This window comes from uncultured Pseudoflavonifractor sp. (assembly GCF_944387275.1).
In the GTDB taxonomy this organism is placed as follows: domain Bacteria; phylum Bacillota; class Clostridia; order Oscillospirales; family Oscillospiraceae; genus Pseudoflavonifractor; species Pseudoflavonifractor intestinihominis.
This window is the reverse complement of record NZ_CALXEG010000001.1, coordinates 18032-30873: the sequence shown is the minus strand read 5'-3', so window position 1 is coordinate 30873 and position 12842 is coordinate 18032. Positions and strand designations below refer to the sequence as shown.

The 12842-nt window shown below is 66.5% G+C and carries 21 protein-coding genes; 20 read left to right on the top strand and 1 reads right to left on the bottom strand.

Annotation, left to right across the window (positions count from 1 at the left end):
• Nucleotides 1–5: 5 nt before the first annotated feature.
• The 20 genes from Q0K23_RS00190 (at nt 6) to Q0K23_RS00095 (ending at nt 12290) form a co-directional block, all read left to right on the top strand.
• Nucleotides 6–1166 (top strand): serine/threonine protein phosphatase, encoded by a 1161-nt coding sequence (locus tag Q0K23_RS00190; protein WP_294516415.1) that lies wholly within the window; start codon nt 6–8, stop codon nt 1164–1166.
• A gap of 25 nt (nt 1167–1191) precedes the next feature.
• Nucleotides 1192–2133 carry a hypothetical protein gene (locus Q0K23_RS00185; RefSeq protein WP_294516412.1) on the top strand — a complete coding sequence of 314 codons (942 nt, stop codon included), beginning with the start codon at nt 1192–1194 and terminating at the stop codon, nt 2131–2133.
• 29 nt (nt 2134–2162) lie between these two features.
• The gene (locus Q0K23_RS00180; protein WP_294516409.1) at nt 2163–2501 is read left to right on the top strand and encodes a hypothetical protein; all 339 of its coding nucleotides are present in this window, start codon (nt 2163–2165) and stop codon (nt 2499–2501) included.
• 63 nt (nt 2502–2564) lie between these two features.
• Nucleotides 2565–3596, top strand: a complete 1032-nt coding sequence (locus Q0K23_RS00175) for a phage major capsid protein (RefSeq protein ID WP_294516406.1) — start codon at nt 2565–2567, stop codon at nt 3594–3596.
• Between the two features lie 62 nt (nt 3597–3658).
• On the top strand, nt 3659–4024 hold the full coding sequence (locus Q0K23_RS00170; protein WP_294516403.1) for a hypothetical protein: 366 nt from the start codon (nt 3659–3661) through the stop codon (nt 4022–4024).
• Nucleotides 4021–4380, top strand: coding sequence for a hypothetical protein (locus Q0K23_RS00165; RefSeq protein ID WP_294516401.1), 360 nt, complete (start codon nt 4021–4023; stop codon nt 4378–4380). The genes Q0K23_RS00170 and Q0K23_RS00165 overlap by 4 nt, the downstream gene beginning before the upstream one ends.
• Nucleotides 4364–4864, top strand: coding sequence for a hypothetical protein (locus Q0K23_RS00160; protein ID WP_294516399.1), 501 nt, complete (start codon nt 4364–4366; stop codon nt 4862–4864). Before Q0K23_RS00165 ends, Q0K23_RS00160 begins: the two co-directional genes overlap by 17 nt.
• Entirely contained in the window at nt 4861–5883 is a 1023-nt protein-coding gene (locus tag Q0K23_RS00155) for a phage tail sheath C-terminal domain-containing protein (protein ID WP_294516397.1), read from the top strand. Before Q0K23_RS00160 ends, Q0K23_RS00155 begins: the two co-directional genes overlap by 4 nt.
• Nucleotides 5884–5898: 15 nt before the next feature.
• On the top strand, nt 5899–6288 hold the full coding sequence (locus Q0K23_RS00150) for a hypothetical protein (RefSeq protein WP_294516394.1): 390 nt from the start codon (nt 5899–5901) through the stop codon (nt 6286–6288).
• A 3-nt stretch (nt 6289–6291) separates the two neighbouring features.
• Complete coding sequence (locus tag Q0K23_RS00145; RefSeq protein WP_294516391.1) at nt 6292–6723, top strand: hypothetical protein; 432 nt, start codon at nt 6292–6294, stop codon at nt 6721–6723.
• The gene (locus Q0K23_RS00140) at nt 6720–6929 is read left to right on the top strand and encodes a molybdopterin oxidoreductase (protein WP_294516389.1); all 210 of its coding nucleotides are present in this window, start codon (nt 6720–6722) and stop codon (nt 6927–6929) included. The genes Q0K23_RS00145 and Q0K23_RS00140 overlap by 4 nt, the downstream gene beginning before the upstream one ends.
• A complete protein-coding gene (locus tag Q0K23_RS00135; protein ID WP_294516387.1) occupies nt 6926–7468 on the top strand; it encodes a hypothetical protein in 543 nt (180 codons plus the stop codon). The genes Q0K23_RS00140 and Q0K23_RS00135 overlap by 4 nt, the downstream gene beginning before the upstream one ends.
• Before the next feature lie 11 nt (nt 7469–7479).
• Complete coding sequence (locus Q0K23_RS00130; RefSeq protein WP_294516385.1) at nt 7480–8061, top strand: LysM domain-containing protein; 582 nt, start codon at nt 7480–7482, stop codon at nt 8059–8061.
• Nucleotides 8058–9008, top strand: a complete 951-nt coding sequence (locus tag Q0K23_RS00125; RefSeq protein WP_294516382.1) for a hypothetical protein — start codon at nt 8058–8060, stop codon at nt 9006–9008. Before Q0K23_RS00130 ends, Q0K23_RS00125 begins: the two co-directional genes overlap by 4 nt.
• A 15-nt stretch (nt 9009–9023) precedes the next feature.
• Complete coding sequence (locus tag Q0K23_RS00120; protein WP_294516380.1) at nt 9024–9398, top strand: hypothetical protein; 375 nt, start codon at nt 9024–9026, stop codon at nt 9396–9398.
• Nucleotides 9395–9748, top strand: a complete 354-nt coding sequence (locus tag Q0K23_RS00115; RefSeq protein ID WP_294516378.1) for a hypothetical protein — start codon at nt 9395–9397, stop codon at nt 9746–9748. The genes Q0K23_RS00120 and Q0K23_RS00115 overlap by 4 nt, the downstream gene beginning before the upstream one ends.
• A gap of 7 nt (nt 9749–9755) precedes the next feature.
• Nucleotides 9756–10814, top strand: coding sequence for a baseplate J/gp47 family protein (locus Q0K23_RS00110; RefSeq protein ID WP_294516376.1), 1059 nt, complete (start codon nt 9756–9758; stop codon nt 10812–10814).
• Nucleotides 10811–11377 (top strand): DUF2313 domain-containing protein, encoded by a 567-nt coding sequence (locus tag Q0K23_RS00105; protein WP_294516374.1) that lies wholly within the window; start codon nt 10811–10813, stop codon nt 11375–11377. Before Q0K23_RS00110 ends, Q0K23_RS00105 begins: the two co-directional genes overlap by 4 nt.
• Nucleotides 11378–11388: 11 nt before the next feature.
• Complete coding sequence (locus Q0K23_RS00100) at nt 11389–11847, top strand: carbohydrate-binding protein (protein ID WP_294516372.1); 459 nt, start codon at nt 11389–11391, stop codon at nt 11845–11847.
• Entirely contained in the window at nt 11844–12290 is a 447-nt protein-coding gene (locus Q0K23_RS00095; RefSeq protein WP_294516370.1) for a holin family protein, read from the top strand. Before Q0K23_RS00100 ends, Q0K23_RS00095 begins: the two co-directional genes overlap by 4 nt.
• A gap of 43 nt (nt 12291–12333) precedes the next feature.
• On the opposite strand, the gene Q0K23_RS00090 is transcribed toward Q0K23_RS00095, so the two are convergent.
• The gene (locus tag Q0K23_RS00090; protein ID WP_294516368.1) at nt 12334–12831 is read right to left on the bottom strand and encodes an S-layer homology domain-containing protein; all 498 of its coding nucleotides are present in this window, start codon (nt 12829–12831) and stop codon (nt 12334–12336) included.
• Nucleotides 12832–12842: the final 11 nt, after the last annotated feature.

Sequence of the window (12842 nt, the reverse complement as noted above, 5' to 3'; positions counted from 1 at the left end):
CTCGGATGGGATTCTGGGAGAAGAAAAAGATTGAGGCACCCGCAGGGGTGGCCGTCCAGCTGCGGGACGGCGGACGGCACCCCTTCGGTGTGCTGGACGGGTACGTGCCCCTGAGAAACGGGGAGATCGCCCTGTACCGCAGCATCCGGGAGGCGGTGCCCATTGTGGACGCCGCCATTCTGAAGCTAATTCGCCTGGCAGGCGGACCGGTGGTGCAGTGCGGCAATCAGCGGGCTCAGGGGGAGATGGACCGGTTTTTGAAAACGGTCAGCACCGGACGGAGACAGCGGGGCATCCAGTCCTTCCTGGACTGCTACCTGGACTCCATGCTCACCTGCGGGAGAGCAGTAGGGGAGATCGTACTCAACGGCAGGCGGGACGGCATCGCCGCAGTGCTCTGCGGCAACGTGGCCGATGTGGAGATCAAAGAGGGGGAGACACCCTTGGACATCACCCTGTGCGCCAGGGGAAGAGACGGCGTGCTGGAGGACCTGCCCTGCCAGGAATTGCTCCTCTTTACCCCCTTCCAGCCCGAGACCGACAGCCCCTACGGCGTGTCCCTGCTGCGGTCCATGCCCTTCCTCACCGAGATTCTGCTGAAAATCTATCAGGCCGAGGGCATGAACTGGGAGCGGATGGGCAACGTCCGCTTCGCTGTGGTCTACAAGCCCGGCGAGGACGCTGTGGACAGGGCCTACGCCGTGGAGCGCAGCCAGCAGATCGCACGGGAGTGGTCTGCCGCCATGCAGGCGGGGAAAAACGGCAGTGTGCGGGACTTTGTGGCCGTGGGAGACGTGGACATCAAGGTCATTGGCGCGGACAACCAGATTCTGGACAGCCAGGTGCCCGTGCGGCAGATCCTGGAGCAGCTCATCGCCAGGACCGGTATCCCGCCCTTTATGCTGGGCCTGTCCTGGTCCTCCACCGAGCGGATGAGTACCCAGCAGGCCGACATGATGACCAGCGAGCTCACCGCCATCCGGCGGGGCCTGGAGCCGGTGTTGGAGCGGATCTGCGAGCTGTGGCTGGAGCTGAAGGGCTACGGCGGCGGGGTGACCGTGGACTGGGAGGATATCAACCTCCAGGACCTGGTGGAGGAGGCCAAGGCACAGCTCTACCGGGAGCAGGCCAGAAAAATTCAGGTGGAGCTGGGACAGAAGCAGTGAGCCGATGGAGAACAGGGGGTAGGAAATGGACATTGTAAAGCAGGCGGACATGGGGCAGCCCCTCGCCGTGGAGGAGCGGGATCTGGCCCTCATCAACCGCTGGAGCCGGAAGGCCCTGACGGCGGAGGAGGTATACGCCTTCGCCGTGCGGCTGTGCGACAACGAGATCGACCGGGACGGGGAGCGGTTTACCCGGGAGACCCTGGAGGAGCTGGCAAAACTCTTTGAGGGCAAGAGCGGCATCTTCGACCACCAGTGGAGCGCTAAGGGCCAGGCGGCCCGGATCTACCGCACCGAGGTGGTGCGGGAGCAAAACATCCTCACCCGGGCAGGGGACCCGTACTGCTACCTGAAGGGGTACGCCTACATGGTGCGCACCGAGGAGAACAGGGGACTCATCGCCGAGATCGAGGGCGGCATCAAGCGGGAGGTGTCCGTGGGGTGCGCCGTGGAGCGGGCCGTGTGCTCCATCTGCGGCGAGGACATCCGGGACAGAAAAAAATGCGCACACACCAAGGGCCAGGAGTACGGCGGAAAGCTGTGCTGGGCAGACCTGTCCGGCGCCACCGATGCCTACGAGTGGTCCTTTGTGGCGGTGCCCGCCCAGCCCAAGGCCGGGGTCATCAAGCGAATGGGAGGCGGTCAGGAGACCGACCTGATGGAATACCTGAAGGACCAGCCTGTACTGCTGAGCAGAGCGGAACAGCTGGAGAAAGAGGCCTCACTGGGACGCAAGTACCTGGAGCGGCTGCGGGGCGAGGTGATGCGGCTGGGCGGCATCTGCGAAAAGGGCGTGGAGGAGCACATCCGCAGAAGCATCACGGACAAGCTCAGCGGCGAGGAGCTGGAGGCCCTGCGAGACAGCTACCAGAAACAGCTGGAGGACCGGTTCCCCCTCACCGTACAGCTGCCCCGGCGCACCGAGCAGGCCGAGATGGACCAGAGAGACGGCGCTTTCCTCATCTGAGGCGCGGATAAAAGAAAGGAGAACGGAGTATGGCAAAGGTTTCGTTTGAAGGCATCGGCGAGATGATGGTTACCTTCCTGGCGGAGGAGGGCCTCACGGCCGGCCCCGTCAAGATGACCGGCGACGGCAAGGTGGGCCCCTGCGGCGACGGAGAGGCCTTCTGCGGCGTGGCCCTGGAGGTCAGCGACGGGCTGGCCCTGGTGCAGCTCAAGGGCTTTATCAAGGTCAACTGCGGCGACACTGTGGCCGTGGGCTACACCAAGCTGTCCGCCAACGCCGGCGGCGGCGTCAAGACCAACGCGTCGGGCACCGCCTACCTGGTGGTGGAGGCAGGCAGCACCGAGAAACAGGCCACCATCCTGCTGTAATCGCAGGACGGAGAGAAAACTGGAATGCCGGCGCGCCGCGCCGGAGGAAGGAGAGCTGAAAAAATGGGATACGCTTATGACAATGTGAGACTGGAAAAGGGCATGTACCGCCAGGCGGGCCAGTCCTTTACCCAGGTGCTGGAGCGGGAGGACCCCTCCGAGCGCTACAAGGGCACCCCCCTGGAGGGCCTGGACGCCTATCAGCGGCAGCTCAAGCGCTTTGACATCAAGGTCAAGGGCGCGGGCAGCGACGTGGTGGAGAAGTTCTTCCGCACCTCCGACTCCGCCGTCCTCTTCCCCGAGTACATCGCACGGGCCGTGCGCCAGGGGATGGAGGAGGCCAACCTGCTGCCCTCCATCGTGGCCACCACCACCCGCATCGAGGGCATGGACTACCGCTCCGTGGCCTCCGTGCCCGGCAAGGAGGAGAAGGAGCTGCGCAATGTGGAGGAGGGCGCCGCTATCCCCCAGACCGAGGTCAAGACCCAGGAGAACCTGGTGAAGCTCCACAAGCGGGGCCGCATGCTGGTGGCCAGCTACGAGGCCATCCGGTGGCAGAAGCTGGACCTCTTCTCCGTCACCCTGCGCCAGATCGGCGCACACATCAACCGGATGCTGCTGGAGGACGCCATCGGCGTGCTCATCAACGGCGACGGCAACAACAACGCCGCCAAGGAGTACAAGGTGGGTACCTCCCCCATCGGCGGCGAGACCGGCACCCTCACCTACGACGATCTGGTGGACTTCTGGGCCCAGTTCGACCCCTACGAGATGAACACCATGCTGGTGTCCGGGGACGTGATGCTCAAGATGCTCAAGATGAGCGAGTTCCAGAATCCCCTCACCGGCCTCAACTTCCAGGGCACCGGCAAGATGACCACCCCCCTGGGCGCCAACCTGCTGCGCACCTCCGCCATGAGTGAGAACACCATGATCGGCCTGGACAAGAACTATGCCCTGGAGATGGTGCAGGCCGGGGACGTGACCGTGGAGTACGACAAGCTCATCGACCGGCAGCTGGAGCGGGCCGCCATCACCAGCACCTGCGGCTTCGCCAAGCTCTATCAGGACGCCAGCCGAGTGCTGAAGGTGTAAGACAACCAGAGGGCGGGCCGAGGTATGGCCCGCCCCACCCAAGAGAGACGGGAGGGAACGGCATGGCGGAAGAGACGGCGGAGCTGGCCCGGCAGTTGGGACAGGTATCCGAGGACCGGATGGAGGAATTGCAGGCCCTGTGCGATCTGGCCGAGCAGGAGCTGGAGGGCAGGCTGAAGGACGGCATCACCAGGGCCGACTGCGGCGCGGCCTTCACCATGGGGGCCGCGTGGCTGGGACTGGCCGGTCTGTGCGCCGCAGGGGCCGCCGACGAGGTGGAGTCCTTTACCGCGGGCAGCCTGACCATCCACCACCGGGACGGCGGCGGCACGGAGGACAGAAGCCTGAGCCTGCGGCGGCAGGCGGAGCAGGTGATGCGGCCCTACCTGAAGGACGAGGGCTTCTGCTTTCTGGGGGTGCCGGGGTGAGCGGGACCTTTGAAAAACTGCTGGCCAAATACGGCCAGAGCGTGACATTGTGCAGGCACGAGGGGGAGACGGAGATCATCCGGGCCTTCCTTCAGCCTGTCACCGAGCGGCGGGAGACCTGGCGGCAGACAGAGCCCTCCCCCATGGGGACGGTACGGAAGGACCGCTTTCTCTGTCTGACCGGGGCGGACACCGCCCTGGAACACATGGAGGACGGGCACCTGGAGTGGCGGGACCTGCGGCTCAGAGTGTCCGCGGCACAGCCCATCTATATGGGCGACACAGTCAGCCACTGGTGGGCCATCCTGACGGTGGAGGACCTGTGGGAGGAGGGAGAATATGGCGGGACTGGATGAGATTCGGGAGCGCATGGCCCAATTCCTGACGGAACAGGGCCTGGAGGCCGTGACCGCCTGGCCGGAGACAAGACGGACACGGAGAGAGGGGGCGGCCGCCGCCGTCTCCCTCCGCGGCTGCGAGGGCGGCCCGGCCGGCTTCCAGGACTATCTGGGCGAGCGGTACAACCAGGACACCGGACGGTGGGAGGAGCTCTACGGCAGACGGGTGAAAATCACCTTCGGCCTGGACCTCTACGCCGCCCAGACCAGCGGCGGCGCGGCGGCCATCGACAGGGCTCTGGACACCCTGTCCGCCGCCTTCAACGGCCCCGGGCCCGACGGACTGGATGTTCTGGAATTTTCCGTGGGTGAGACACAGTTCCAGGAGGATAGCCAGCTCTACCGCTGTCCGGTGGAGGCGGTGTGTCAGGCGCGGCTGTACGCCGTGGCCGACGAGGGAGGCACCTTCCTGGACTTTGAAATCAGAGGGGAGAGATTATGAACGTGACGACACATGAACGGCCGGGGGTCTACTCCAGCTATGACACCTCTGCCGTGGTGACCGCCTCCGGCGGCAGCAAAACGGTGGGCATTGCGGCGGTGAGCGAAGGCGGCGAGACGGGCAAGCTGTACAAGCTGACAAGGCTGGAGGAGGCCGAGACCGCCTTCGGTACCGGCGACAATCTGACCGAGCTGGTGAAGCTCCTCTTCCTCAACGGCGCGGGGGCGGTATACGCTGTGCCCGTGACGGGAGAGGAGGGCTATGAGGCAGCCTTTGCCCTGCTCTCCGGAGAGGAAAACGTGGCTATCACGGTCTGTGACAGCGAGACCCTGACGGTACAGCAGGCCCTGCGGGACAGCGTGAAGGCCGCGTCCGGGGTGCGGCGGGAGCGCATCGCCGTGGTGCCCGGAGGCACCGACGAGAACCCCAGCCAGCTGGCCGAGCGGGCGGGCAATCTTAACTGCGAGCGGGTGGTGCTCACAGCCCCCGGCGGGGCCAAGGCAGCCGCCGCTGTGGCGGGCGCCATCGCCGGGGAGAGCGACCCCGCCGTCCCTCTGGGCGGCGCGGAGCTGAAGGGCCTGACCGACCTAAATGCCCGGTACGACGACAACCAGATCGACACCCTGGTGCGGGGCGGCGTCACCCCCCTGGAAAACCTGGCCGGGGTGGTGAGCGTGGTGCGGGGCGTCACCACCCGGACCAAGACCGGCGAAACCCCCGACAGTACCTGGCGGGAACTGTCCACCATCCTCATCATCGACGAGGTCATCCCCGGGCTGCGCAGCAGCCTGCGGTCCAAGTTCCGCAGAGCCAAAAACACCGAGCAGAGCAGGGGCGCCGTGCGGGCCCAGGTGGTGGTGGAGCTGGAAAACCGGGTGAGCCGGGAGATCATCGACGCCTACGAAAACGTGACCGTGTCCGCACTGGAGGACGACCCCACCGTGTGCCTAGTGGAGTTTTCCTTCGCCGTGGTCCACGGCATGAACCAGATCTGGCTCACCGCACACATCACCGTGTAAAGGGAGGGAACACACATGAATCTGTCGGGATTCCCCACAAGCAGCGACATCTATCTGGAGGTGGACGGCAAAAAGGTGGCGGTGGTCCAGAGCTATTCCGCCAAGACCAGTAAGACCAGCCAGACCGTGGAGGCCTTCGGCGAGGACGAGCCGGTGGCCACCATCCCCGGCCAGCGCACCCACGTGCTGGAACTGACCCGGCTCTACGCCACCGACGAGGCCATCCGGGACGGCATCAACTTCCACGACCTGGAGGACTTCAACCTGGTCATCTGTAAGCCCGACCGGAAGATCATCTACTCCGGCTGCCAGTGGAGCACCATCGGCGAGACCGGCGCCCTGGGGGCCATGGTGGTGGAGAAGATCACCATCGTGGCGGCCAAGCGGATTGAGATGAAGGTGTAAGGCATGGAGGAGAACTGGTCGGTGCTGCTGGGCGGCAGGCGGCGCATCAAGGTGGACAAGGGCATGGAGCTGCGGCTCCTCTCCGCCCTGGAGCTGCTGGAGGCGGGCCGGGAGGCCGAAGGGCTGGCCTGCCGGGAGGAGGAGAAGGCCCTGTGCGCCAACGCCTGCCTGCTTGCCAGAGCCCTGGAGCGGGACGGAAGGACGGTGTTCCCCGACGGTGAGGCGGTGCTCAAGGGGCTCTCCGCCGGGGAGATCGGACACCTGGCCAGGCTGTGGAGCGGCCTGAACCGGGCGGAAAACCCTGGGCCGGAGGACGGAGAGGAGCGGGTGGACGCCCTAAAAAAAGCCTGGAGCACACGCCTGAGGCGCGCCTTCGCTGGCGTGTGCTCAAAGCCTTCGGGGCCCTCCCCACTGAGACGCGGGCAAAAGAGATGACCGGCCGGGACTACCTCTGGTGCGCCCTCAATCTGCTGCTGGACCAGGAGGAGGAGCTGGCGGCTTTGTGCCCCTCCTGCCGGGCGGAGGCTCAGGAGGGACGCTGCCCGGTGTGCGGCGGCCCGGCAGCTCCGGCAAACGCCGGGGAAAACCAGGCCTTCGACCTGGAGCGGTATGAGCGGCTGAAACGGGGGGAGCGGGTATGACGGACTACATCGCCCTGGCCCTGGCGGATCAGGACGAGCGGGAAAACAGCGAGACGGCGGAGCTCCTGTTGGAGCAGCACAGCGCCGCCGGTGTGGGGCGGAAAAAAGCGCGGGAGCGGGCGGCAGAAGGCGGTGGGACTGCCTGGAACGGCGGCGCCCCGGAGGCCGGGACGCTTACTGGAGAAGAGCCGGACAGGAGAGACGCCCGAAAGCAGGATGAGCAGGATGGCGGACTGGAAGATCTGGCAGTCGGCCGAACCCGGGCCTGGCTGGAGACGGCGGAGACAACGGCGTCTGTGGGAGCGGCAAGCTGGCTGGAAGGAGTGACGGCTGTGTTCCGGGGGAGCGCTTCCGGCGGCGGAGAGCTCTACCAGCGGCTGAGACAGGCGCAGACGGCGGCGGAGTACCGGCCCAGCCGGACAAGCGTGGCCCTCCTGCCGGCAGAGGCGCAGAGCGGGTCCGTACAGGGCCTGGCGGAGCTGGACCGGGCCTTCCAGCGGGACGCCCGCCGGTATGACGGCGGATTTGAACTTTACTGAGGGGGATGGACATGGGCAGACTGGCTGCAATGCGGTACAAAAATTATGTGTGGCCCCACAATCCCAGAGTGTACACCATTGAATACCGGCGGGAGATCGCGGCCCGGAAGGTGCCCTTCGGCCGGTATTGCCTCCAGGATATGGGGCCGACCCGGCGGGTCATGAAGGGCGAGGGGGAGTTCGTGGGCCAGGGGGCCTATGACGAGTTTAAAAAGCTGGCGTCTGTCTTTTACGGCGAGGGGCCCGGGCTGCTGGTCCACCCGGTGTGGCAGTCGGCCAAGGCCTACTTCGCCGCCCTCTCCCTGAAGCAGGAGCCCAGAGCCGATTACGTCAGCTACGCCTTTGAGTTCTGGGAGTGCTACGACGGCTATCAGGAGGGCCTGCGGGAGATTGTGGGTGAGACGGGCGGCACCGGCAATACGGGCAGCAGCAGCGCGGGGAGCGGGGCGGCCTACCATACGGTGACCGCGGGAGAGACCCTGTGGAGCATCTCCCTGCGCTACGGAACCACGGTGGAAGCCCTGGTAAATCTCAACCCCCAGCTCAAAAATCCCAACCTCATCTACCCCGGAGAGCAGGTGCGGGTGAAGTGACGGGAAAACTGATCGGATACGATGGCAAGAAATACGCACTGCCCGCGCTGCTGGCGTGGACGCTGAACTACGGCACCGGCACCCCCTGTGACAGCTTTGAGGTGCGCTGTCCCTGGGGAGAGAAGCTGGACGGCGCATTGTCCGACGCGGTGGAGTTTACGGCTGAAGAGGACGGCGAGACCGTGTTTCGCGGTGTGGTGGACGAGTACGAGTGGAGCTGCGGCAGCGGCGGCAGCACCTTGCTCATCTCCGGCCGGGGCATGGCCGGGCGGCTGCTGGACAACGAGGCCCAGCCCGCCGACTACCAGACCGCCACACTGGAGGATATCCTGCGGGACCACGTGACCCCCTACGGCATTCAGACGGCAGAGGGGGCCAGCCTGCCGGCGGTGCCCGGCTTCTCGGTGGAGAGCGGCAGCAGCGAGTGGCAGGTGCTCTACAACTTCGCACGCTACTACGGCGGCGTGGAGCCCCGCTTCGACCGGTTCGGCATCCTCCACCTGACCTCCTGGCAGGACGGAAAACGCCTGCGCCTGGACGACAGCGCCGCCGTGGAGGAGGTCCGGTGGACGGAAAAGCGCTACGGCGTGCTCTCCGAGGTGCTGGTGCGGGACAGGACCACCCAGAGCGTGCAGCGGGTGGTCAACCAGTCCGTCCTGGACAGGGGCGGCATGTGCCGGCGGGTGCTCACCATGCCGGGCAAAAGCAGCTACCAGGCCATGCGGTACAGCGGCCGGTTCCAGCTGGAGCAGTCCGCCGCGGAGCGGCTGCGGCTGGAGCTGACATTGGCGGGCCGGGTGGCCGCCTGGCCCGGGGACCTGGTGGAACTGAATCTGGCGCGGTACAGTCTGTCCGGCGTGTGGCGGGTGCTGTCCACTGAGCACAGGGGAGACGGACAGGGACTCCGCACCACCCTGGAGCTGGGCGAGCGGGAGATCACAGTTTGAGAGAGGGGGAGGCCCGTGTGGCTTTCTGAGCGGAAGAGAGGCAGACAGTACGGCGAGGCCATGGTGGGACAGACCACCCTGAGCGGTGACCCGGCGGGCGTCTATCTGGACGCGGAGCGGCGGACGCTGGCGGTCTTTGCCCCCGGGGGCTACGCCTGGCGGCCCGCCGTGGGGGAAGAGGTGCTGGTGCTCAAGCAGGAGGGGGAAAAGACCTGCGCGGTGGGCGTGCGCTGCGGCGGCGACCTGGCCCCCGGCGAGGTGCTCATCCATGCGGGCCAGGGGGACGCGGCCATTAAGCTGGGGAACGACGGCACGGTGGAGCTGATGGGACAGGTACGCATCAACGGCGTGCCCCTGGAGGAGATGCGGAACAGAGGCGGGGATGTATGACGGAACTGATGATACGGGACGGGGACTATGTGCCCGACGGGACGGGCGGGCTGGCCCGGGCGGAGGGAAACGACACCATTTTGCAGCGGGTGCTGTGGAAGCTCACTGTGCGGCGGGGCAGCTTCCCCTTCCTGCCTGAACTGGGCAGCAGGCTCTACCTCCTGCCCCGGGAAAAGCCGGGGAACCGGCTGGCCATGGCCAGACAGTACGTCCAGGAGGCCCTGGAGGGGGAGGACGGACTGGAGGTCACCGGCGTGGAGCTGACAGAGGAGCACGGGATGGGCCTGCTGAAGGTGGAGCTGACCTATGAGGGCGCCCCTATGACGGCGGGCCTGGCCCTGGAGGAGTGACGGCGAAATGAAAACAGTGGACGAGATATACGGCGAGCTGGCGGCGGCCTTCGCCGGGGCCACGGGCCAGACGGCGGGACAGGACGGGGATATGGCGGTGCGGCTCTACGCAGTGGCCGCCCAGGTCTACGCCCTGTACGTCCAGGCAGACTGGACGGCGCGGCAGTGCTTCCCCCAGACGGCATCGGGGGAGCACCTGGACCAGCACGCCTTTCTGCGGGGCCTGGAGCGGAAGGAGGCGGCCAAGGCGGTGGGTGTTATCCGCTTCTACGTGGATCAGGCGGGCGGCACCGCTTTGACCATCCCGGCGGGCACAGTGTGCATGACGGCAGGGCTGGTGCGCTTTGAGACAACGGAGGCGGCGGTGCTCCGGTCGGGGAGCCTGTACGTTGACGCGGCTGCCCAGGCAGTGGAGCCCGGAACGGCGGGAAACGCGGCGGCGGGGACCATCCTGACCATGGCGGTGGCCCCGGTGGGGGTGAGCCGGTGCTCTAACCCGGAGGGCTTTGCCGGCGGTACAGACCGGGAGGACGACGAGACCCTGCGGGTCCGGGTGCTGGAGACCTTCCGGCGGCTGCCCAACGGGGCCAACGCCGCCTTCTATGAACAGGGGGCCCTGTCCTTCCCGGAGGTGGCTGCCGCGGCGGTGCTGCCCAGAAACCGGGGCATTGGCACCGTGGACGTGGTGGTGGCCACGGCGGCGGGCAGCCCGGACGAGGACCTGCTGGAGCGGCTGACCGCCTACTTCCAGGAGCGGCGGGAGATCGCCGTGGACGTACAGGTGCGGGCGCCCAGGGAGAAGACGGTGGACGTGTCGGTGGCGGTGTCCGCAAGAGAGGGCAGCGACGCCGCCGGTGTGCGGACAGCGGTGGAGCAGGCCCTGGGGAGCTGGTTCAACGGCGGGCTGCTGGGGCAGGACGTGCTGCGGGCCAAACTGGGAGCGGTGATCTTCGGCGTGGACGGCGTGGAAAACTACGACCTGACCGCACCGGCGGCAGATGTGGCCGTGGAACAGGATGAGCTGCCCAGACTGGGGAGCCTGAGCGTGACGGAGATGAAGATATGAGCTGCGGGGAGTATCTGAAGGAATTGCTGCGGCCCCTGGGGGTCTACCAACTGGAGGGCACCATCAACGGCGGCGAGCTGGAGGCCCAGGGCCAGGCCCTGGACGGCGTGGCCGGGACCCTGGACAACCTCCAGCGGGAGATGCTGCTCACCACGGCGGAGGACATGGGCCTGGAGGCCATTGAGGGCCTGCTCAGCCGCAGGCCAGTGGCTGAGACGGCGGAGGGACGGAGGGCTGCCCTGGCCGCCCTCCTCCGCATGGGCGGGGACAGCTTCACCCTGTCGGCCATCAACGACAATCTGGCCGGGTGCGGCATCAACGCGGCGGCCAGCGAGACGGGAACGCCGGGCACGGTGGAGGTGCGCTTCCCCGATGTGCCCGGCATCCCCGACGGCTTTGAGACCATGCGGGCCATCATCGAGGACATCCTGCCCTGCCACCTGGCGGTGGAGTATGTGTACTGGTACGTAAACTGGGGGATGCTGGAGGAACGGTTCGCCACCTGGGGAGACCTGGAGCAGCTGGATTTGACCTGGAGCGAGATCGAAAAACTGGTGACCTGAGGGGGAGAAGCATGAGACGGATTGAAGTGCGGCAGGGTGTGGTGCGCTACCAGAAGGAGCGGAGCGACCTGCTACAGGAGGCGGCGGTGGCCATGGCCCGGCAGGCGGCTATGGGGCTGGAGGACGATGCGGCGGCCAAGGTGGGGGTGCTCTTCCCCCAGTGGACGCCGGGGACAGCCTATCAGACGGGGGCGCGGATCTCTGACGAGGCGGGAAATCTGTACCGGGTAGTACAAGACCACACGGCGCAGGCCGACTGGCCCATGGACCAGACCCCGGCTTTATATACGCCCCTAGGCGTGACGGCGGAGGAACCGGACGCGATCCCCGAGTGGCGGCAGCCTCTGGGCTCCGAGGACGCCTACCACACCGGCGACCGGGTGAAGTACGAGGGCAAGGTCTACGAGAGCACGGTGGACAACAACGTATGGGCCCCCGGCGTCTACGGCTGGACCGAGGTGGCGGAGTGAACTGGGGCGATGTGAAATTCGGTATTCTGGCGGCGGTGGCAGCGGCGGGAAGTATGCTCACCGGCTGGCTGGGCGGTTGGGACATCGCCCTCCAGACCCTGCTGGTGCTCATGGCGGTGGACTGTATCTCCGGCGTGGTGGTGGCGGCGGTGTTCAAGCGCTCGGACAAGAGCGAGGGCGGGCGCCTGGACAGCGGCGCCGGATTCCGGGGCCTGTGCAAGAAAGGGGCGGAGCTGGTTCTGGTGCTGCTGGCCGTCCGGCTGGACGCCCTTACCGGCAGCGGCCAGTACGCCCGGATGGCGGTGCTGATCTTCTTCATCGGCAATGAGGGGCTGTCCATCCTGGAGAATCTGGGCCTGATGGGGGTGCCTTACCCCGCCTTCCTGAAAAACGCCCTGGAAGTGCTGCTGGAAAAAGGCGACCAGGGGGAGTCGGAGCAGTAAAAAGACCCCGGCCGTGAAGATACACGGCCGGGGCGTCGCTGCATCAGTGAAAGAAACGGGTGAAGATGCCGGTGACCTCTTCGGCGGTCAGGGTGTCCTGGGGTGCCATCAGGCCGCCCTCCGCCCAGAGAATTAAGCCGGTGTCCGTGGCCCAGTAGAGGGAGTCGTCCGCCCAGGGGGAGATGCCGTCAAAGTCGTTGCATTCCGCTAAATTGCCGAAGGTGCGGGTATCAAAGCCCAGAAAGTTGCCCACACGGCGGAGCACCACGGCGGCCTCCTCCCGGGTGATAGGCCGGTCGGGGTCAAAGCGGCCCCAGCCTGTGCCCAGCACAAAGCCCATATCCGCCGCCCAGCAGATGGCGGCGGTATCGGAACGGTTGTGGGTGACGTCGTAAAACACGCCGGTGTCCTCGTAGGGTACGCCGCCGAAGGCCTCCCACAGGACAACGGTAAACTCGCCCCGGGTGACGGGGCCGGAAGCGGCCCAACAGGCGGGACAGAGCAGGGCGAGGGAGAGCACAAGAGCAAAGAGACGCCTCACGGTATCACCTC